Origin of the sequence: Parabacteroides sp. AF18-52 (genome assembly GCF_003479145.1) — a bacterium.
Lineage (GTDB): Bacteria > Bacteroidota > Bacteroidia > Bacteroidales > Tannerellaceae > Parabacteroides > Parabacteroides faecis.
On sequence record NZ_QUGR01000005.1, the window covers coordinates 130,376 to 151,235 of the forward strand.

At 48.0% G+C, this 20,860-nt stretch carries 15 protein-coding genes; 3 read left to right on the top strand and 12 right to left on the bottom strand.

Features of this window, described 5'->3' with window-relative positions:
- Positions 1–54 precede the first annotated feature (54 nt).
- The gene (locus DWX23_RS10655) at positions 55–2,046 is read right to left on the bottom strand and encodes a glycoside hydrolase family 97 protein (RefSeq protein WP_122374483.1); all 1,992 of its coding nucleotides are present in this window, start codon (positions 2,044–2,046) and stop codon (positions 55–57) included.
- 125 nt (positions 2,047–2,171) lie between these two features.
- Here DWX23_RS10655 and DWX23_RS10660 point away from each other — a divergent pair, with 125 nt between their 5' ends.
- Together DWX23_RS10660 and DWX23_RS10665 are read left to right on the top strand one after the other, a co-directional pair.
- Positions 2,172–3,908: an SGNH/GDSL hydrolase family protein gene (locus DWX23_RS10660; RefSeq protein WP_122374484.1), complete on the top strand. Its 1,737-nt coding sequence runs from the start codon at positions 2,172–2,174 to the stop codon at positions 3,906–3,908.
- 26 nt (positions 3,909–3,934) lie between these two features.
- Entirely contained in the window at positions 3,935–4,792 is an 858-nt protein-coding gene (locus tag DWX23_RS10665; RefSeq protein WP_122374485.1) for a Bro-N domain-containing protein, read from the top strand.
- Between the two features lie 18 nt (positions 4,793–4,810).
- Here DWX23_RS10665 and DWX23_RS10670 read toward each other — a convergent pair whose 3' ends face one another.
- The 4 genes from DWX23_RS10670 to tsaD form a co-directional block, all read right to left on the bottom strand.
- The gene (locus DWX23_RS10670; RefSeq protein ID WP_122374613.1) at positions 4,811–6,163 is read right to left on the bottom strand and encodes an MATE family efflux transporter; all 1,353 of its coding nucleotides are present in this window, start codon (positions 6,161–6,163) and stop codon (positions 4,811–4,813) included.
- Positions 6,164–6,250: 87 nt separating this feature from the next.
- Positions 6,251–6,805, bottom strand: coding sequence for a Crp/Fnr family transcriptional regulator (locus DWX23_RS10675; protein WP_075558094.1), 555 nt, complete (start codon positions 6,803–6,805; stop codon positions 6,251–6,253).
- Entirely contained in the window at positions 6,798–7,289 is a 492-nt protein-coding gene (locus DWX23_RS10680) for a CinA family protein (RefSeq protein WP_122374486.1), read from the bottom strand. The genes DWX23_RS10675 and DWX23_RS10680 overlap by 8 nt, the downstream gene beginning before the upstream one ends.
- Positions 7,290–7,421: 132 nt before the next feature.
- Complete coding sequence (gene tsaD / locus DWX23_RS10685; RefSeq protein WP_122374487.1) at positions 7,422–8,441, bottom strand: tRNA (adenosine(37)-N6)-threonylcarbamoyltransferase complex transferase subunit TsaD; 1,020 nt, start codon at positions 8,439–8,441, stop codon at positions 7,422–7,424.
- Between the two features lie 143 nt (positions 8,442–8,584).
- Between tsaD and DWX23_RS10690 the strand changes: the two genes are divergently transcribed.
- Positions 8,585–13,057: a translocation/assembly module TamB domain-containing protein gene (locus DWX23_RS10690; protein ID WP_199673275.1), complete on the top strand. Its 4,473-nt coding sequence runs from the start codon at positions 8,585–8,587 to the stop codon at positions 13,055–13,057.
- Here the strand turns inward: DWX23_RS10690 and DWX23_RS10695 are convergent.
- The 7 genes from DWX23_RS10695 to DWX23_RS10725 form a co-directional block, all read right to left on the bottom strand.
- The gene (locus DWX23_RS10695; RefSeq protein ID WP_122374488.1) at positions 13,017–13,952 is read right to left on the bottom strand and encodes a tRNA-dihydrouridine synthase family protein; all 936 of its coding nucleotides are present in this window, start codon (positions 13,950–13,952) and stop codon (positions 13,017–13,019) included. The genes DWX23_RS10690 and DWX23_RS10695 overlap by 41 nt on opposite strands.
- Complete coding sequence (lipB, locus tag DWX23_RS10700; RefSeq protein WP_122374489.1) at positions 13,952–14,617, bottom strand: lipoyl(octanoyl) transferase LipB; 666 nt, start codon at positions 14,615–14,617, stop codon at positions 13,952–13,954. The genes DWX23_RS10695 and lipB overlap by 1 nt, the downstream gene beginning before the upstream one ends.
- The gene (gene mtgA, locus DWX23_RS10705; protein ID WP_122374490.1) at positions 14,563–15,357 is read right to left on the bottom strand and encodes a monofunctional biosynthetic peptidoglycan transglycosylase; all 795 of its coding nucleotides are present in this window, start codon (positions 15,355–15,357) and stop codon (positions 14,563–14,565) included. The genes lipB and mtgA overlap by 55 nt, the downstream gene beginning before the upstream one ends.
- 129 nt (positions 15,358–15,486) lie before the next feature.
- The gene (gene xylE, locus DWX23_RS10710; protein ID WP_122374491.1) at positions 15,487–17,034 is read right to left on the bottom strand and encodes a D-xylose transporter XylE; all 1,548 of its coding nucleotides are present in this window, start codon (positions 17,032–17,034) and stop codon (positions 15,487–15,489) included.
- A gap of 141 nt (positions 17,035–17,175) precedes the next feature.
- Complete coding sequence (gene xylA, locus DWX23_RS10715) at positions 17,176–18,504, bottom strand: xylose isomerase (protein ID WP_122374492.1); 1,329 nt, start codon at positions 18,502–18,504, stop codon at positions 17,176–17,178.
- Positions 18,505–18,530: 26 nt separating this feature from the next.
- Entirely contained in the window at positions 18,531–20,036 is a 1,506-nt protein-coding gene (locus tag DWX23_RS10720) for a xylulokinase (RefSeq protein WP_122374493.1), read from the bottom strand.
- A 12-nt stretch (positions 20,037–20,048) separates the two neighbouring features.
- Complete coding sequence (locus DWX23_RS10725) at positions 20,049–20,789, bottom strand: NUDIX domain-containing protein (protein ID WP_122374494.1); 741 nt, start codon at positions 20,787–20,789, stop codon at positions 20,049–20,051.
- Positions 20,790–20,860: the final 71 nt, after the last annotated feature.

Below are 20,860 nucleotides of genomic sequence, written 5' to 3' on the forward strand. Positions count from 1 at the left end.
TAGCATTTACCTGCTGCTCCCCTTCTATTTATACCTAAGATCTAACGGATACTATTATTTACAGATTTTGGCAGCATACCCTCCGCCCGGAGCCATCTTGATCTTCAGCTTACGATCAGCCGGGACAGGTATGATTTCTTTTTTGTAATCGCTGGCAGCACGGTCGGCATTGATACCGTCTTTAAACAGTTCCAGCTTGTAATCGCCGTCACCCAGGAAAGAAAGATCCAGCTCCAGCTCACGCGGTTCCCAGTTGGTGAGGGCACCCACGTACCAGTTGTCGCCATGTTTGCGAGCCATTGCTATATATTCGGACACTTTTGCATCGAGCACCTGGGTTTCTTCCCATACGGTGGGAATAGCTGCTATAAATTCCGTACATACCTTTTCACGCATATAATTCGTCGGATTGTCACACAGCATATTCAGAGGCGATTCGAAGATCACATAAGTAGCCAACTGGCGGCAACGTGTCCCCTGACTCATCGGTTCGGAATAAACCGGACGGTAGTTTTGGCGGATCGCATTACGCATAGCCCCTTGTGTATAATCTACCGGGCCGGCCACCATACGGATGAACGGGAAAGTCACATCGTAAGTAACCATATCGTATGATTCGGGCGACCACTTCAACTGTTCCAGGCCGTTCACACCCTCATAATTGATCACGTTCGGATACGTGCGCTGCAACCCTGTCGGTTTACAGATCCCGTGGAAGTCGACCAACATATTATAACGCGCACAAGTCTCCGCCGCACGATACAGGAAGTCTATTATTTCCTGATCGTCGCGATCCATAAAGTCTACTTTGAAACCTTTCACACCCATATCGGCATATCGTTTCACCACATTTTCCATATCGCGGTCGAAAGCATAATAACCGGCCCAGAGGATAATATCCACATTCTTCGATTTAGCATACGATACAATTTCTTCCAAATTGATTTCCGGGATCACCTGCAATAAATCAGCTTTCAGGTTTACAGCCCATCCCTCATCGAGGATCACATATTCGATGCCATGATCGGCAGCGAAATCGATATAATATTTATAAGTTTCGTTATTGATACCGGCACGGAAATCGACTCCGGAAATATTCCAGTCGTTCCACCAATCCCAGGCAACCTTACCCGGTTTGATCCAGGAGATATCCTTTACACGAGACGGGGCAGCCAGGCGATATACCATATCGCAATCGGCCAACTGCTTGTCATTGTCCGAAACAACGAACACACGCCAGGGGAAAGAACGGTTTCCTTTTGTCTTGGCTATATAATTCTCGCGTTCCTTTACCAGCATCTGCAACTGATTATGTCCGCCTTGCTGTTTCACCTTCGGATACGGAGCATGGACAGATTTCAGAGAAGGCTTGTCCGTCGTGTTATTCAGGAACATACCCGGATAACTTTCAAGGTCGGCCTCTGTGATACAAACTTTCTTTCCATTTCCCAAATCGACCAGGAACGGCAGGATCATCAGGCGCTTGTCGTTCAGCTTTGTGATCGGTTCGTTGTAATAAGGCTGTTCGAACGAATTGGAAAATTGCTCTTCAAACGTCGGCTTGGTGCTGTTCACATAAGCAGCGAAGGTCTTATGGTCGGTAGAGAAGTTGTAGGATGCCTCCTCATCTTTCACGATCATATCTCCTTTTTTCTTCGTCACGAAACGATACGCCATACCGTCGTTATACAGGCGGAACACGATACTGTAATCGCCGCGGAAAGCGATCGTCATCTCATTATATATATCGCTTACTTCCGATTTCTTATAGAATGGTGAGGGGATCGACTTATCGACGGAACCTTTCGTCACTTTCGAAACTTTTGGACTGTTGCCCCCCAGCACCTCTCCGGTCTGCAAGGTCATGGATATAGCAGAAGGAGCCAACACCTCCGTCCCGTCATGGTTCAACGAGAACTCTACATTATCTCCAACTGTCACTACTGTTTGCAGCTTCCTGTCGGGCGACTGCAACTGATAACTTTTCTGCGCCAATAAAGGCATGCTTCCCAACAACAGGAAAGTAAGCAGTACTTGTACTTTCATGGTATCTATGTTTTTTATTTTTAACAGGGGCAAATATACGTGAATAAACGAAAATAAAATTTCTAAAATTGTACTATCTTTGTCAATATTGTGTCAAAAAGTATGGTATATAAATAGATCGACCTATGAAAAGACTGTTGAATATCTTTATTCTATGTATGGTATGCCTCTCTGCCGGGGCAGAATGGAAATGGCAGAATCCGATGGACGCTGGTTTTCCCGTGATCCAGAACCAGGGCTGGCCCGATGAGATCGGACAGACCTATGTACGCCTACCCGACCGGGCAAAGGCCGAAGTCAGAGAACCGGTTTGGAACCTTTCCCGCAACTCTGCCGGACTGGCTATTCATTTTTATTGCAACTCCCCCCAGATAACCGTACGTTACCAGGTAAGCGGTGGGTATGCTATGCCGCACATGCAATCGACCGGCGTATCGGGGCTCGACCTGTACAGCATCGACAGCGAGGGCAAGTGGAGTTTCTGTTTCGGTAACTACTCATTCGGAGATACGATCCGATACAGCTATACAAACCTGGGACAAGACAAGTTCCATAACCGCGGGTTTGAATACAGACTCTACTTACCTTTATATAATAGCATCAAGTGGATGGAGATCGGCACACCGGAAGGAACTGAACTGACTTTCATTCCCCAATCGCCGGAGAAGCCGGTTGTCCTTTACGGTACTTCCATCGCACAGGGCGCTTGCTCTTCACGTCCGGCTATGGCGTGGGCGAACATCCTGCAACGTGCCCTGGGCTATCCGCTGATCAATCTGGGATTTTCCGGTAACGGGCAGTTGGAAAAAGGCGTATTGAATTACATCATCGAACAGGATGCCCGCATCTATATCCTCGACTGCCTGCCTAACCTCACCCAAAAGACCGAGCAGGAAGTGACAGACCTGGTGATCGCCGCCGTAAAACAGATCCGGGAAAAACGGAACGCCCCGATCCTCCTGGTAGAACATGCCGGTTACAGCAACGCACCCAGCGACCAGCGACAATACGAATCGTACACCCGCCTGAACGCCGCTTCACGCAAAGGACATGAAGCCTTGTTGCAAGCAGGTGTCAAAGACCTGTATTACCTGACACATGAAGAATTGAACTATCCGCCCGATGCCTGGGTTGACTACGTACACCCATCCGACCTCGGAGCCACCTACCAGGCGACAGCCGTTGAAAAGAAAGTACGCGACATCCTCCGGCTGCCGGTAGGAGACCGCCCGACGACCCAGCCTGTCACCCAACGTCGCGAACCGAACAATTACGAATGGCAGACCCGTCACCGCGACATATTGAAGCATATCCAACAAAACCCGCCCAAAGCCGTCATCCTCGGCAACTCGATCACTCATTTCTGGGGAGGAGAACCGGCAGGACCGAGAAGCAGCGGCGCGAAAAGCTGGAAGAAGATCATGGAACCGGCCGGATTCCAGAATCTGGGATACGGTTACGACCGTATAGAAAACGTACTTTGGCGCATCTACCACGGTGAGTTGGATGGATATGAAGCGGATAAAGTTGTCCTGATGATCGGAACGAACAATATGGGAATCAGCCCGGACAAAGATATTGTAGAAGGTCTGCGTTTCCTCATCACAGCTATCCGTAACCGCCAACCGAAAGCGACGGTTAAAGTGATCGGTATCCTTCCCCGCCGGGAACACGAGGATTGGGTGAAAAACATCAACCTGCAAATCCGCACAATGGCAAACGAGGAAAACTGCCTGTTCAGCGATGCCGGAACAACCTTGCTCCTGCCCACCGGCAAGATCGACGAATCGCTTTTCAACGACGGCCTGCATCCGAACGAAAAAGGGTATCAGTTAATAGCTAAAACAATAGCCGAGGATTAAAGCAACAGATATAAAGACAGCAAGTTATGACACAGCAAAATGCAATCAAAATCTTTGAAGAAAAAAAAGTACGCACCGTATGGGATAGCGAAACGGAAGAATGGTATTTTTCCATAGTGGACGTAATTGCCGTATTGACGGATAGTGATAACCCACGTCGTTATTGGAGCGACTTGAAACGTAAGTTATCAAAAGAAGGAAGTCAGTTGTACGCTAAAATCGTACAACTGAAAATGCCCTCTGGTGATGGCAAATACTACAAAACCGACGTAGCCACCACCGAGCAACTTTTCCGCCTGATCCAGTCTGTCCCTTCGCCTAAGGCAGAGCCTTTTAAACTCTGGATGGCTCAGGTAGCAAAAGAGCGCCTTGACCAGATGCAAGACCCGGAATTATCCATCGAGCAGGCTATGACCGATTACAAACGTTTGGGCTATTCCGACAATTGGATCAACCAACGTCTTAAAAGTATCGAGATACGTAAAGACCTGACTGATGAATGGAAACGTCACGGCCTGGAAGAAGGCGTACAGTTCGCTACTCTTACAGATATTATTTATAAGACATGGGCGGGAAAAACGGCAAAAGAATACAAACAATTCAAGAACCTAAAGAAAGAGAACCTGCGTGATAACATGACTAACAAAGAATTAGTTCTAAACATGCTTGCAGAGCTTTCAACGAAAGAGATCTCGGAAGCCATAGGTCCAGACTCTTTCGATGAGCACTCTGAAGTAGCCCGACAAGGAGCTACAGTAGCACGCAACGCCAGGTTGGAGCTAGAGGAAAAGACAGGACAGCCAGTTGTCACCCCTCTTAATGCCAAAAATATTCAGTCTTTGCAACAAGACAAAAAAGAGAATGAAAAGACTGAGGAAGAGTAGGCTGCCAGTATGTCAACCTTATCTCTTTAACGACCTACGCACCAGCCAGTAAGAGACTGACAACGTGCAAATCTCAGCGATCGGTATATCATACCAGATGGCGTCGATACCGAATACAGCGGGGAGGACAAGTATACCGATTCCTACGAATATGAGTCCTCTCAAAGCTGATATAATGATCGAAATCTTCGCATTCCCGATAGCCGTAAAATAGCTGGATGCCAGGATATTCAAACCACACAACAAAAAGGCAAAGCAATAGATCGAGACACCTCGCGACGCAATAGCAAAGGCCTCGCTGCTATGATCGTTGAAAAACAATCCGATAATCTGTTCGCCGAACAATAACAATACCAGGAACAAACCGATCCCGATCGCAGAATTAACCCGCACGGCAAGTCCCAGGATCGACTTGATACGTTCCTGCTTCTTCGCCCCGTAGTTATATCCTATAATAGGTATGATACCATCCGATATCCCCAGGAATATGGTGGTTCCGATAAACAGGATATAATTGATTGCCGTAAACGCCGCCACCCCACTTTCACCCAGATACTTCATCATCGTGATATTGAAGAGGAAAACGGTAATTGCCACCGACAGTTCAGACATACCCTCCGACGACCCATTATAGAAAGCATTCCATACCAGCCGCCAATTGTAGCGTCCACGTTGGACGGCAACGACTTCGTGACGCAAAAACAACCGGGGCACATTCAGGCAAGCACCGATCGTAAAGGCAATACCGGTCGCCAGTCCGGCTCCCATCACGCCCCAACCCAATACGGCAACGAACACGAGGTCGAGAATAATATTCAGGATCACAGTCGTCCCCATGACCGAAGTCGCATACAAGGGATGCCCCATCGCCTTAATGATATAGTCGCCGAAGAACATCGTACACAAAAACGGGAAGAAAGGGACCAATGCCCGGATATATCCTACGGCATCCCCCTGCAACACGGCATTCGCCCCCAGGAAAGAAGCGATCTCCCCCGCAAATAAATAGATCAACAGGCTCACCGCCAAAGACATGGCAATCAGGAACAGGAATACTGAACGCAACGCGTTGTTCGCTTCCTGCTTATCACCTTTTCCCAGACTGATACTGACAATCGTCTGTCCCCCGATGCCCATCACGATGGCAAACGCCGAGATCAAACTATAACACGGTAAGATCAGATTCACACTAGCCAGCGCATTAGCGCCCACAAACCGTCCGAGCACAATCCCGTCGATCACGGACTGGATACCCAGAAATAATAGTCCCGCCACGCCGGGAAGTGCATACTTTGTAAATAACCGGGGAATCTCACCTGTCAACAATAACCTCTCTCTTTCCTGGCGGAAGAGAGCTTTTTCCTTACTCATAAAACAACTTGCTTTTGGTTCCGGCTGCAAAGGTAAGGAGGTCTTTTCAGAGAAAAATTACCATAAGATAATTTCGGTTTGCTCTTTTTATTTAGAAGAGGAACGGATACGGCTCAACGATTGCGGCGTGATCTGCAGGTAGGAAGCGATATGTTTCAACGGCACTCGCTGGAACAGATCCGGGCGCGAGTGCATCAGACTCTCGTATTGTTCGCGGGCATCACTCCAACTGTCGTTGATAAAATAGTTCTCATATTCCCGCAGGTAATAGTCGAGCAGCTTCAATCCCCAGATAGCGATATCGTGCGACTGTTCGAAAAGTTTGTCCAGTTTCGTGGCAGGGATGCGGAACAGGACGGTATCCTCCACCATCTCCACGTTATAGACCGAGATGTCGCGGTAAACGAAATTGATCATTTCGCCGTCGCTGGCAAACCATAAGGTGATATCTTTCGTATCCAGTTCGACATATGCCCGGACCAATCCCTCTTTGACGAACCAGACAAACGGGTCGCGGTCGCCTTCCCTCGTCGAAAGTTCTCCTTTCGAGAAAGCCACCTCCTCCATCTCGTCGACCAGCAGCCGGATCGCTTCGTCGGACATGGGATAAACCGCCCGCTGTTGTTCTATGAATTTATCCATACTGTTTTTGTAACAAGTCCAATAACAGGGTCAACGCAGCATCCGCCGCCGCCTGTATATTTTCCGCCCTGACCGTTCCGAAATGAAAACAATGTGAGACGATTTCACCTTTCAGGGCTGCGGCGATCCAAACCGTGCCGACCGGTTTTTCCGGGGTTCCTCCGCCGGGTCCTGCAATACCGGAAGTCGCTACAGCACAGTCGCATCCGAGGGTACGGATCGCTCCCTGCGCCATCTGTTCCACCACTTCGCGGCTGACGGCCCCATGCTGGCGAAGACTTTCTTCCGAAACACCCAATACATGCTGTTTCACTTCGTTGCTGTAAGAGACAACTCCCCCGACAAAATAATCGGAGCTACCTGCCACCAGCGTGATCATATTGGCTATCCGGCCACCCGTGCAGCTTTCCGCCGTCCCCATCGTCAGTTTCCGTGAACGTAAGACGTCGCCTACCCGTTCACCTAAGACTTTATTCTCTGCCATAATTCGATATTATCTTCTGAAAAATAGGATGCATCCTTTTCCAAAATAGCATGCACCCTTTTTGTAAATAGCATGCACCCTTTTAAAAAAGAGGATGCATGCTTTTTTCTATACCGTAATTACACCTGATAATCAGATAACTACCCGTGAGAACGGAACAGCGTCCATCGGACAAAAATCCTTATCGAGGAATTTATAATAACCAGTGATGGCAACCATCGCCGCGTTGTCTGTAGTAAACGCGAACTTCGGGATATGCACTTTCCAGCCATACCGCTTCGCATGGTCGAGGAAGGCATCGCGCAAACCGGAGTTTGCCGAAACACCTCCGGCCACCGCTACCTCTTTTATATTCAGGTCTTTCGCTGCCTTGCGCAACTTATCCATCAGAATGTCGATCACGGTCGACTGAAGGGAGGCACAAAGGTCACGTTTATTCTTTTCGATGAAGTCCGGATCTTCCTGTAGTTTATCCCTCAAGGTGTAGAGGAAAGAAGTCTTCAACCCGCTGAAGCTATAATCGTATCCCGGAATATGCGGTTTGCTGAAAGTAAAGGCTTTCGGATTTCCTTCGTTGGCCAAGCGGTTCACCACCGGACCACCCGGATAACCCAGTCCCATTACCTTCGCACATTTATCGAAGGCTTCGCCCGCTGCGTCGTCTATGGTCTGCCCTATCACCTCCATATCGTTATAAGCATTTACTTTGATGATCTGCGAGTTACCGCCCGACACCAGCAAACACAGGAACGGGAACGAGGGAGCATGATCGTCTTCCGGCGTTTCCTTGATAAAGTGAGCCAGTACATGCGCCTGCAAATGGTTGATCTCGATCATCGGGATGTCCAAAGAAGCCGCAAACCCTTTGGCAAAGGAGGTTCCGACCAGCAGGGATCCCATCAACCCCGGCCCGCGTGTGAAGGCAACGGCGCTCAGTTCCGACTTATCGATGCCTGCACGCTTGATAGCCTCTGCGACCACCGGGATGATATTCTGCTGGTGGGCACGCGAAGCCAGCTCGGGAACCACGCCACCATATGCTTCGTGAACCGCCTGACTGGCTATCACATTCGACAGCATCACGCCGTCGCGTATTACGGAAGAGGAAGTATCATCACAGGATGATTCTATCCCCAATATTGTTACACTCATACTCTTCTCTCGTTTTTTTGTGCAAATTTAATGAATTCTATCGCGATATTGTTGTAGATTTGCGTTTAAAATATAGTAAAGATATCAGAGGACTCAAATACATAATCATTACCCTACTTGTTTTGTTCTGGATATTCTATGCGATGCCCTTTATCTTGTTGAAGATACCCTACATCCAACATCAGGTTTCCGACATTGCATCGACCGAATTATCCGGCCATCTCGGTGTGCCCGTAAAGATAGGAAATGTGAATATCGAATGGTTCAACCGTTTGGTCCTCGACAACTTATACCTCGAAGATCAGGAAGGTCAGACATTATTCGAAGCCAATCATGTAGCGGCGGGCTTTGAAGTTCTTCCGTTGTTTAAAGGAAAATTCGTTTTCACTACCGTACGGCTATTCGGTTTTTCCGTCAATCTCAAAAAGAAGACACCCGAAAGTCCGCTCAATCTCCAGTTCGTGCTGGATGCTTTTGCCAGCAGGGACACGATCAAGAAGAATCCGAATATCGACCTGCGTTTCAACTCGATCCTGATCCGCCGAGGAAACTTCCGGTACGACGTGCAAAGCGAGGCCGAAACGCCAGGAAAATTCAACGCCAGACATGTGGCTATCAAAAACCTGAGTGCAAAGATTTCCATGAAGGCCTTCAACAAGGACAGCCTGAACGCCAACATCAAAAAGATGAGCTTCGACGAGGCTTCCGGCCTTACGCTGAATAAACTGTCGATGAACGTTATCAGCAACCGCGACAGTGCTTTCATCAACAATTTCGAAATAAAACTACCGGAAACGGATTTGAAAATCAGCCGGGCAAAGATCGACATGCAGGAAGTAAAGAACGCTTCCGAGCTGCTAAACCATGCCCCGTTGGAATTGAATATTTCCCCGTCGCAAATCTGTCTGAAAGACCTCTCTCCTTTCGTCCCGGCTTTCAGCAACTTCACCGAGACCATCGAATTATCGGCAGAAGCGTCCGGCTCCGTCAACAATATCAACCTGCAACGGCTGACAATCCGTTACAGCGACAAGATGCTGTTTATCGGAAAAATGGACCTGAAAGGGATCAGCCATCCGGAAGATGCCTATATCTTCGGACAGGTAAACAAGATGTATATCACGACCGACGGACTGGCGGGCCTGGTAAACAATTTCAACAAGAAGCCGGTCGTGCTGCCCGATCCTATCGTCAGGTTGGGTACGATCAATTTTACCGGAGAGATATCCGGCTTCTTCGATAACCTGGTGGCGTTCGGAAAGTTCTCTTCGGCGATCGGTTCGGTGCAGACCGACATGATATTCGGTACAGACAAAGAAAACAATGTTGCAGCATACCTGAAAGGACATATTTCTACCTCCGGCCTGCATCTGAACGAACTGTTCAACGATGGCAACCCTTACGGGAACACCCGCCTGAGCATCTCGCTGGATGCCAAACGCTACAACAACAGCAGTTTCTTCGGAAATATTAAAGCGAACATCAACGAGTTCGAGTTCAAAAAATACAAGTACGAGGATATCCAGCTGTCCGGAAATTTCAAAAAGAACAGCTTCGACGGCATGGTACAGGTGAACGACCCGAACGGGAAGTTGCATGCCCAGGGTATGTTCCGCCACGAGGGGAAGAACTCTATGTTCAACTTCACCGCCAATCTGGAACATTTTCGTCCCGACAGCCTCAACCTGATCGACAAATATGAATCGCCGGATATCTCGCTATCCCTGAATGCCGATTTTACGGGGAATAATATCGATAACCTGGAAGGTAATATCACGATAGACAGCCTTTCGTTCCTGACGGCTCCAAGCAGCTTCTTCCTGAAAAAATTCCAGGTAACGGCATCCGGACATTCACTGGACCGCCATCTGACTATCTCGTCCGATATCCTGAACGGAGAGGTTACCGGTGCATACTCCTTTACCACGATCGTACCGAGTTTTATGAACACTTTCAAAGGATATATCCCGGCACTGATCAATACGACGCAGAAGAAAAAAGAAGTAGAAGAAAACAATTTCTCGCTGTTGCTGACAGTAGAGAATACGGAAAAGATATCCGAAACACTCAAACTGCCGGTGACGATGGTCAACCAGGCACGCATCACCGGACACTACAATAACTTGTATAATAAATTCCGCATCGAGGCTTTCCTCCCTAAATTCAAACTGGGAAACTCCCTGTTCGAATCCGGTTACCTGACTTGCGACAACCCGCAGGATAATATCAACCTGCAACTGAGGGCAACCAACTACAACCTGAAAGGACTTCGTAACTACCTCGACCTGAAAGCGGATGCCCGCGACAACCGGATCAATACGCTGATCGGCTGGGCGAACAATAAGGAAAAGGTGTTCCGTGCCGAGCTGTCGGCGTCTGCCCTCTTCACTGAAAAAGAACAGGAAAAGAGGCCTTCTACCCTGCGAACCGATATTTCCGTCAAGGAGAGCCAACTGGTGCTGAACGATTCTCTATGGACCATCCATCCCTCGAATATTGTAATTTCCGACGGGCAGATAGGTATCCGTAAATTCCTGGTAGGCAATGAGAAACAATCGTTGCTACTGGACGGAAACATCTCCAAAAATCCGTCGGATACGCTTTTGATGGACCTGAAACAGGTCGAACTCAAATACATTTTCGATATACTGAATATCCCGGTATTGCAGTTTGCCGGGAAAGCGACAGGTACATTTAATATAAGCGACCTGTACGGCAGTCGTATGCTGAACACCGATCTGGAGATAAAAGACTTCTCATTCAACCAGACACCGCTGGGCAGGCTGAACCTTTTCAGCGAATGGGACGATGAGCAAAAGGGTATCCTGATGCTCGGCAGTATCTATAAGAACGATACGACATGGACCGACGTAAGCGGTTACATCTTCCCGGTAGGACAGAATGCCGGGTTGTCCTTATTCTTCGGAGCCAACGATATCAATCTGGAATTCCTCCACCCCTTTGTGGAAAAGGTGGCTAAGAATATGAAAGGACGGGGCTTCGGAAACGTCCACCTGCACGGTCCGTTCAAGTCGCTGACCGTCGAGGGAGATGCGTATGTGCTGGACGGCGGCCTGGGTATCGAATATACGAATACATATTATACCTTCTCCGACTCCATCCATCTGGATGCCGGTTCCATCAATATGCGGAACCTGACCGTCCATGACGAGTTCGGTAATCCGGGTATCATCAACATGAGTGTCTATCACAATCACTTCAAAGATGTCAGTTTCGACGTAAATGTCAAGACAAACAATATGTTGGTGTTTAATGCGACACGCAGGCAGAACCCATTGATCTACGGAACAGTCTTCGGTAGCGGATCGGCGTCGATCAAAGGAAATGACAAGCTGATCAACTTTGACATCAATATGCGGAGCGATCCTAAGACGGCCATCACATTCGACTTTATAAACAATACGACGGCTGCCGACTACGACTTTATCACGTTCGTCGATAAGAAACAGTTGAACGAATCCATCGCAAACGGGACAATCTCGCCCGACTCCTTGAAAATGGCTGCCGCCAACGAAGAAGAAGGTGCCGAAATGCGCATGAATTTCCTGCTCGACATCACACCCGATGCCCGGATCGAGCTGATCATGGACCCGGTTGCCGGAGATAAGATAACCGGTAACTGTAGCGGAAGCATGCAGATAGAATACGGGACAAAAACGGATTTACGCATGTACGGAAACATGGGAATTGTCAGCGGCAACTACAATTTCAGCTTGCAACAGATCATCCATAAGGACTTTAAGATACGCGAAGGCAGCTCCATCGACTTCCGGGGTGACCCGTTCAATGCCACGATGCAAATAAATGCCATTTATAATGTAACTGCCAACCTGCGCGACCTGGATGAAAACCTGGCACTGGAAAGTCCGCGAACCAACATACCCGTCAACTGCGTGCTTAACCTCGACGGCATGTTACGCAGCCCTGCTATCTCGTTCGACCTGGAACTTCCCGGCTCAAACGAAGAAATAGAACGTCAGATGAAAGCGTTGGTCGATACGGAAGACATGATGACACGCCAGATTATCTACCTCCTGGTGCTGAACAAATTCTACACCCCCGAATACAGCCAGAATGCCTACCGTTCGAGCGAATTCAGCGCCGTGGCTTCTTCCGCCATCTCCTCCCAACTGTCGAGCATACTCAACAGCTTAACGGATAAGGTGCAGATCGGTACGAACATCCGCACCAGCGATGACGGCATACAGGATACGGAAGTGGAAATGTTGCTATCCAGCCAATTACTCGACAACCGTCTGTTATTCAACGGAAGTTTTGGATACAGGAATAATACGTACCAGGGGAAGAACGACTTCGTCGGTGAATTCGACCTGGAATATAAGCTGACCCCAAGCGGAGAGATCCGCCTGAAGGCTTACAATCATGCCAATGATATGTATAAGTATCTGAACCGGGCCTTAACGACCCAGGGGGTAGGTGTCATGTTCAGGAAAGACTTCAGTAACATTTCCGAGTTCTTCCGCCGACGGAAAAGACTGCTGCCGATCGTGCCGCTTGCTCCGGCTGATACTATCTCGCCGGCAAAGACGGATACTACGGCTGTAACAACTCCTTTACCGCCTGCTGATAAGTAGATAACTGGTTGCTTTTAAGTATTTTCTTCCGCAAACGTTTTTCTGCGTCCGGCAAGAGGTAATCCCAAAGAGTTTTCATTTTGGCAAGCACCTGGTGCTCTCCGCCTTCAAGTATGGCGCTGTATTTCTCAAATAAAAGTGTATGGAAACGGAACAGTCCGGCTTTCTTTTCCGTGTCCGGCAGCTCCTTTCCTGCCATATATTCCTTTGCCAGCCAGGGGGAAGACAATAAGCCGCGTCCCAACATCACCCCGCTCAACCGGGGATACAAGCGAATGATCCGGTCGATATCGGCCGGACAGTTCAGATCGCCGTTATAGAAAAGCGGGTGTGCACATGCTTCGTAGAAACGGGTAAAGCTGTCCATATCCACATGCCCTTTGTACTGTTGCCGCCCTATCCGGGGATGCAAAGTCACATGTGTAAGCGGCAACGAATCGATAAAGGGAAGCAAAGCAAAGACTTCGTCCGGTGAATCCCATCCTAACCGGAGCTTGACAGAGAAATTCATTTCCGGAAATTCACGGACTGTCTGCAACAGGGCGGCAGCATCTCCCGTATGCGGCAGGATACCTGCTCCGCGGTGAAGACGCGCCTGCATCGGGAAAGGGCACCCCATATTGATATCTGCCTGCCGGTATCCTTGTCCGAGAAATAAAGTTACCAGACGCCGGAATTCCTCAGGCGTGGCCGCTATCAACTGGGGAACGACCGGAGTAGCCACATTCCTGCCGGACGTTATATCCCGGAGATCCTTGTTCCGGAAACCGTCTTTCTCCACCCGCACAAAAGGGGTATAGTAGGCTTCGACTCCTCCGAATACCTGTGCATGCACTTCCCGGTACACGGCATCCGTATAGCCTTGCAAAGGGGCAAAATGTATCTTGTACTCCATCAGGGGAACAGTTCTGAAAATAATGAATGAAGCTGTGTTTTAGCTTGTTTGAAATCCTGCTTTTTCCCTAATTCTTTCTCCAGAGAGGTTACACCTTTATCCGTAAATCCACAAGGGTTAATCAGGGAAAAATAACTCAGGTCGGTATTGATATTCAGAGCAAAACCATGCATAGCAACGAACCGGCTGCTCTTTACTCCGATCGCACAGATCTTGCGGGCACGTCCTTTTACATCCGGATCGATCCATACGCCGGTAGCACCGTCGAGACGTTCTCCGCGTATCCCGTAAAGGGCGAGGAAACGGATAATGACTTCTTCCAGCCGATGGATATACTGTTTGAGTCCCAACTGCCAATATTCCAGGTCGAAGACCGGGTAACCGGTTATCTGCCCGGGGCCGTGATAGGTAATATCCCCTCCCCGGTTGATATGGTAGAAAGAGACGCCACGCTGCCGCAACAGTTGTTCCGGTATCAGGAGATTGGCATCTTTCCCGCTCTTTCCGATCGTCAGCACGGGTTGATGTTCGCAGAAGAACAACTTATTTTCTTCGCTGCCTCCCTCCTTCTTTGCCTGAAGCAAGGTTTCAAAAGCATCTGTCTGAACCTTTAGCGCATCTGCATAATCAATGCGTCCGAGGTCGTGAAAAGTGAAGCTCTCCATTTCTTTCTTTTTTTTATTTTTCCGTTCGTATTATCGATCTCACCGGCTCCGTAACCCATCTGTATCTTCAACAACTTACCCATCAAAGAAAGGATTTGTCCCTGTCGTTTCAACATATAGGGAGAAGGTTTACCGGAATTGAATTTCCTGGGATTCGGCAAAGATGCAGCGATCAACGCAGCCTCCTCGCGATTTAACCGGGAAGCCTGCTTCTTAAAATGGGCCTTGGCTACCGCTTCTGCTCCATAAATACCGTCGCCCATCTCGATGGAGTTCAGATAGACCTCCATGATTCTTTCTTTCCCCCATATCCACTCGATCAAGAGGGTGAAGTAGGCTTCGATCCCTTTCCTTATATAGCTTTTGGCAGGAAGAAGGAATACATTCTTGGCTGTCTGCTGGGAGATGGTGCTGGCGCCGCGTACGCGTTTTCCCTTTTCCGCTTCATCGCGTGCTTTCTGTATCTGTTCAATATCAAAACCGTTATGATCGAGAAACAAATTATCCTCCGAAGCGACAACCGCCTGTACCAACGGTTGTGCTATCTGCGACAACGGAACCCATTTATGTTCCAGCTTGAAGGGTTTCCCCCCCTTGTACTGATCGTACAACCGCGTCAGCATCAACGGCGTATAATAAACAGGGATGAACTTATACGCCACCACCGCCAGGATGCTGGATATAAAAAGAAACAGAAAGATATTCCTGCACCAGATCAGAATCCGTTTTATAATAGGCATATTCAATATCGTTTACTGCCGGCAAATGTACGAAATGTTACTTTCCTCCAAAAAGAAAAGTAACCAAAAATTCAGGCTGTATTTGCCTTGAACTTCCGGTTACTTCCTAACCAATCTAGTATATGGGAATTATCTTTTCCAGTATTGTTCCATCTGTTCCAACGTCTTTCCTTTGGTTTCGGGGACGAATTTCCAGATAAAGGCGGCAGCCAGGATACCCATCAGACCGTATATCCAGTAGGCCATACCATGATTAAATGTTTCAGTCAGGTACTGATTCTTGTCGAGCATCGGGAAAGTCCATGATACCAGGAAGTTGGCAATCCACTGTGCCGCAACGGCAATACTCATCACCGTAGAACGGATAGAGTTCGGGAATATTTCAGCCAGCAATACCCAGCAAACCGGTCCCCATGACATGGCAAAACCAGCCGTATAAACCAACATGCAAACCAGCGAACCGATGCCGACGGAATGGGTATAGAAAGTCGTACCCAGTATAGTCATCGAAACAGCCATAACCAAAGCTCCGATGATCATCAACGGACGGCGGCCGAACTTATCGACCGTAAAGATAGCCAGTACGGTAAACGACAGGTTCACGGCACCTACCACGATCTGCTGCAACAAAGCGGCATCGGTAGCGGCCCCCATCGTCTTGAATATCTCCGGTGCATAATATAATACTACGTTAATACCGACAAACTGCTGGAATGCTGACAACAACACACCCACCAGAATGATCAGAACGCCAAACGAACGGATCGGGAGTATCAAAGAGACAAAGAAGCTGCCAATCAAAGCGATCTCCAACGCACTCGTACTGCCAGCCAGTTCCAATCCTCCGTATGAGATCAGGAACAGAACCAACCAGGTTCCCATAAACTGGAAGTAAGGACGCATAGAGGGTGCTTTTTCCTTGAAACTTTCTTTAATATCTACCAATTCTTTCGATGCTTCTTCCTTATCCATCAAACGACTAAGAATAGAGAAGGCTTTCTCTGTTTTACCACGCATGACCAGATAACGGGGAGTTTCCGGTACGAACATCAGGAAAACAAGGAATAAGACTGCCGGGATGGTCTCAGAGGCAAACATCCAACGCCAGCCGGTGGCATGCAGCCACGCTGCATCTCCTTGTAAAGCAATAGTATAGTTCACGAAATAAACCACCAGCATACCGAAGATGATAGCAAACTGGTTCCAGGAAACCAGATTACCACGGCGGTCGGCAGGCGCCACTTCAGCAATATACATAGGAGAAACCATAGAAGCCAGTCCGACCCCTATTCCTCCCAATATTCTATAGGCAACGAACAAATACATATAAGTATGATCTCCGCTTCCGGGTAGTCCCAAGCCGAATTCCGGCCATGCGGAACCGATCGCGGAGAGCAGGAAAAGGATAGCCGCAACGACCAACGTCGGCTTACGACCATACCGCTGGCTCACCCATCCGGCAAAAGAAGCTCCGAGGATGCAACCGATCAGCGCACTGCTGACCACAAATCCTTCCAGCGAATTAGCCTGATCGAGAGGTAATCCGTAAGGTTCGATAAAAAATTTCCGTAGTGATTCTACTGTTCCGGAGATAACAGCCGTATCATATCCGAATAGTAACCCTCCAAGGGTAGCAACGAGGGTAAGGCCAAAAATGTAACTATTGTTGTTTTTCATATCTATCAGACTAAGAAACAAAAAGTAACTTCTCCACTCCGGAGAAAGGTTCGGAGATGTGCTATCATTTGGAAACACGTAATTATCACACGCCTCCTGCCTTTCTCCAAGAGAAGAGAAAGTTACTCTTTGTAACTAATTTTATATATATAAATTGAGAATCATTTCATATAATTCCTGCTTGCCACTGATCTGCTTCGGTTCGCCGTCACGAAGAGCGATCGTACGCAAGTCTTCCAAAGTCAGCTTGCCGTCTTCGAATGCTTTACCTTCGCCGTTGTCGAAGCTGGCATAACGCTCAGTACGCATTTTCTTGTAATCGGAGTTTTCAAGGATGGCAGCAGCCGTTATCAAAGCACGGGCAAAAACATCCATACCACCGATATGAGCCAGGAAGATATCGTCCAGGTCGGTCGAGTTACGACGGGTCTTCGCGTCGAAGTTCGTTCCTCCGGTAGTCAGACCGCCACCCTGAAGGATAACCAGCCATGCCTGGGTCAGCTCGTAGATATCCATCGGGAACTGGTCGGTATCCCAACCGTTCTGATAGTCACCACGGTTAGCATCGATACTGCATAACATACCAGCATCGACAGCAGCCTGCAGTTCATGTTCGAATGTATGTCCCGCCAATGTAGCATGGTTCACTTCGATGTTCAGGGCGAAGTCTTTATCCAGGCCATAATGACGCAGGAAGCCGATCACCGTTTCAGAATCCACATCATACTGGTGTTTAGTCGGTTCCATCGGTTTCGGTTCGATCAGGAAAGTTCCTTTGAAACCATTCTTACGACCATAGTCACGTGCCATGGTAAGCATCATGGCCAGGTGATCTTTTTCACGTTTCATATCGGTGTTCAGCAGGCTCATATAACCTTCGCGACCACCCCAGAATACATAATTCTCACCGCCCAAAGCGATACAAGCGTCGATAGCGTTCTTGATTTGCGTACCGGCACAAGCGACAGCCGGGAAATACGGATTGGTAGCTGCACCGTTCATATAACGTTTGTTACCGAATACGTTGGCTGTCGACCATAACAGTTTCTTGCCTGTTGCCTGCTGCAAACCTTTGGCATGTTCAACCATTGTCTGCAGATCTTTTTCAAACTCAACCATTGTAGGAGCCTCGTCTACAACATCCACATCGTGGAAGCAATAGTAAGGAATGCTACATTTGGTCATAAATTCGAAAGCGGCATCCATTTTATATTTTGCACGGCTGATACGGTCAGCCTCCGTGTTCCAGGGGAATGTTTTTGTCCCGCCGCCAAACTGGTCACCACCTTCGGCACAAAGTGTATGCCAGTAAGCCATAGCAAAACGGAGATGGTCTTTCAATGTCTTACCCATTACCACCTTATTTTCATCATAATAATGAAATGCCATCGGATTCTTAGAATCGCTTCCTTCAAACTGAATCTTTCCTATTCCGGGAAAGAATTCTTTTTCACCTTTATAAAAGTCCATGAAATTAATTGTTTTAATGATTTATATTACATTGGTATATTATTATTTGCCATTAATGTATCCAGACGTTCTTTCCAGATACTGTATGCAGCGCAGTATTTGTCCGCTTTCAATCCGTCAGGCTCGATCACATCGATCTTCTTCAGAGAGGCGAATGCTTCTTCCGCCGACTGATAGATTCCGGCACCGATACCGGCTCCCTTAGCAGCACCGACAGCTCCGTTCGTATCGAACAGCTCGATTACCGTACCTGTCACACCCGACAAGGTATCACGGAAGACCGGACTCAGGAACATATTGGCATTACCGGCACGGATCACATCGATGTCGATACCCATTTCGTTCATAATATCCATACCGTATTTGAAAGAGAACACGATTCCTTCCTGGGCGGCACGAGCGATATGCGCTTTACTATGAATATTAAAATTCAGTCCGTGTATAGAGCAGTCGATCTGTTTGTTCTGTAACATACGTTCGGCACCGTTACCAAACGGCAGGATAGACAATCCTTCCGAGCCGACAGGGATATCGGCAGCCAGATCATTCAGTTCGGGATAGCTGATACCTTCCGGCGCTACGTTTTTCTTCACCCATGAGTTCAGGATGCCGACGCCGTTGATACATAGCAATACGCCTAAACGGGTCTGCTCGGATGAATGGTTCACATGAGCAAAAGTATTCACTCTCGATAATGTGTCGAAGTTTACTTTTCCATTCACGCCATACACCACCCCGGAGGTTCCTCCTGTTGCTGCGATCTCTCCCGGATTCAGTACGTTAAGCGATAAGGCATTATTGGGTTGGTCACCCGCACGGTAGGTAACAGGAGTACCTTTCTTCAAGCCCAGTTCCGTTGCGACAGAGCCCAACAGTTCGCCCTGCAAGCCGAATGTCGGCCGGATCGCCGGTATCAGATCGTTGCTGAATCCGAAGAAGTTCATCAAGTCCTCAGATACCGTCTCGTTCTTGAAGTCCCAGAAGATGCCTTCCGACAAACCGGAAACCGTAGTAACGATATCTCCCGTCATACGCATGGCGATAAAGTCACCCGGCAACATAAACTTATGGACGGAACGGAACAGTTCGGGTTCAAATTCTTTTACCCAGGCCAGTTTGGCTGCGGTAAAGTTTCCCGGAGAGTTCAGCAGATGGGACAAGCACTTCTTCTCCCCTATATTCTTGAATGCCCGGTCGCCATAAGGAACGGCACGACTGTCACACCATATAATGGACGGACGCAATACTTCCATTTTCTTATCTACCAGTACAAGTCCGTGCATTTGATAAGAGATACCGATCGCTTTGATATCCGTTCCCTGGATACCGGCTTTAGCAATGGCTCCTTTTATAGCCTCTTTCAGATATTTCCACCAGTCATCCGGCTCCTGTTCTGCCCAACCGGGTTTCACAGCCTTAATAGGAGCTTCTTCCTTCGGATAGAAATCGGCACCGACCGTCAGTCCCGAATTGGCATCTACTATGGATGCCTTGACAGAAGAACTACCTATGTCACAACCTAATAAATACATATTCTTACGTGATTAATTCTTATTAAATTTTGAATGCATCTTATTATATTTCACTTTATCGAAACGATAATAGCGGGCGGCACGATGGGCAACTCCTGTTTCAACCTCGTCGGTCGGCACTATATATTCCAGCGAACTCATTTTCTTATGGAAGTTACGAACGTCCATTTCCTTATTATATATGATCTCATAAGTACGCCTCAACTGGTAAGCCGTAAACTTCAACGGCAAGTAATCGAAAATGATAGACGGTTCTTTCTCCACCCATTCCCGTATTTCTTCCACGGCAGCTCCGATAATCTCCCTGTGGTCGAAAGGCAAAGCCGGAAGAGAATCGACAGGGAACCAGGCAAGCGAGTTATATTTATTGGTCGGATTCGATTTCCGTCCGATCTTGCTTAACGCCAGGTAAGCTACAGTAACGATCCGTTCGATCTTCAGCTTCATGGCATTTTCCAGCCACTGCATATCGTCTGCATTTTTGGTACGTGACGGAGACCCGAAGCTACGGAACTGTTTCAAAGGAACGCGTTTCAAACCGGTGGCTTCATTAAATACCCGATAAGCAGCCGTATCCAGATCTTCATTCTCGTAAATAAGACTACCGGGTAATTTGTAATGTTTCTCATCACTATTATCTATCTTCCGTTCCACCAGCAGTACGCAAAGTTTGTCTTCATTGACTCCTAATAGCACGCAATCGACAGATACGTGCGAATAAAGCATTTTCTTGTTTTCCATATGTGTTTCCATGATATTACGTTAATCAGTTGCAAATATAATCATTTATCCAATATACAAAACACACAAAACTATTTTTTCAA

What these genes read in the sequence shown, in the direction of transcription:
- DWX23_RS10655 (WP_122374483.1), bottom strand. Translation starts at nt 2,046, where the DNA reads ATGAAAGTACAAGTACTGCTTACTTTCCTGTTGTTGGGAAGCATGCCT.
- DWX23_RS10660 (WP_122374484.1), top strand. Translation starts at nt 2,172, where the DNA reads ATGAAAAGACTGTTGAATATCTTTATTCTATGTATGGTATGCCTCTCT.
- DWX23_RS10665 (WP_122374485.1), top strand. Translation starts at nt 3,935, where the DNA reads ATGACACAGCAAAATGCAATCAAAATCTTTGAAGAAAAAAAAGTACGC.
- DWX23_RS10670 (WP_122374613.1), bottom strand. Translation starts at nt 6,163, where the DNA reads ATGAGTAAGGAAAAAGCTCTCTTCCGCCAGGAAAGAGAGAGGTTATTG.
- DWX23_RS10675 (WP_075558094.1), bottom strand. Translation starts at nt 6,805, where the DNA reads ATGGATAAATTCATAGAACAACAGCGGGCGGTTTATCCCATGTCCGAC.
- DWX23_RS10680 (WP_122374486.1), bottom strand. Translation starts at nt 7,289, where the DNA reads ATGGCAGAGAATAAAGTCTTAGGTGAACGGGTAGGCGACGTCTTACGT.
- tsaD (WP_122374487.1), bottom strand. Translation starts at nt 8,441, where the DNA reads ATGAGTGTAACAATATTGGGGATAGAATCATCCTGTGATGATACTTCC.
- DWX23_RS10690 (WP_199673275.1), top strand. Translation starts at nt 8,585, where the DNA reads ATGCCCTTTATCTTGTTGAAGATACCCTACATCCAACATCAGGTTTCC.
- DWX23_RS10695 (WP_122374488.1), bottom strand. Translation starts at nt 13,952, where the DNA reads ATGGAGTACAAGATACATTTTGCCCCTTTGCAAGGCTATACGGATGCC.
- lipB (WP_122374489.1), bottom strand. Translation starts at nt 14,617, where the DNA reads ATGGAGAGCTTCACTTTTCACGACCTCGGACGCATTGATTATGCAGAT.
- mtgA (WP_122374490.1), bottom strand. Translation starts at nt 15,357, where the DNA reads ATGCCTATTATAAAACGGATTCTGATCTGGTGCAGGAATATCTTTCTG.
- xylE (WP_122374491.1), bottom strand. Translation starts at nt 17,034, where the DNA reads ATGAAAAACAACAATAGTTACATTTTTGGCCTTACCCTCGTTGCTACC.
- xylA (WP_122374492.1), bottom strand. Translation starts at nt 18,504, where the DNA reads ATGGACTTTTATAAAGGTGAAAAAGAATTCTTTCCCGGAATAGGAAAG.
- DWX23_RS10720 (WP_122374493.1), bottom strand. Translation starts at nt 20,036, where the DNA reads ATGTATTTATTAGGTTGTGACATAGGTAGTTCTTCTGTCAAGGCATCC.
- DWX23_RS10725 (WP_122374494.1), bottom strand. Translation starts at nt 20,789, where the DNA reads ATGGAAACACATATGGAAAACAAGAAAATGCTTTATTCGCACGTATCT.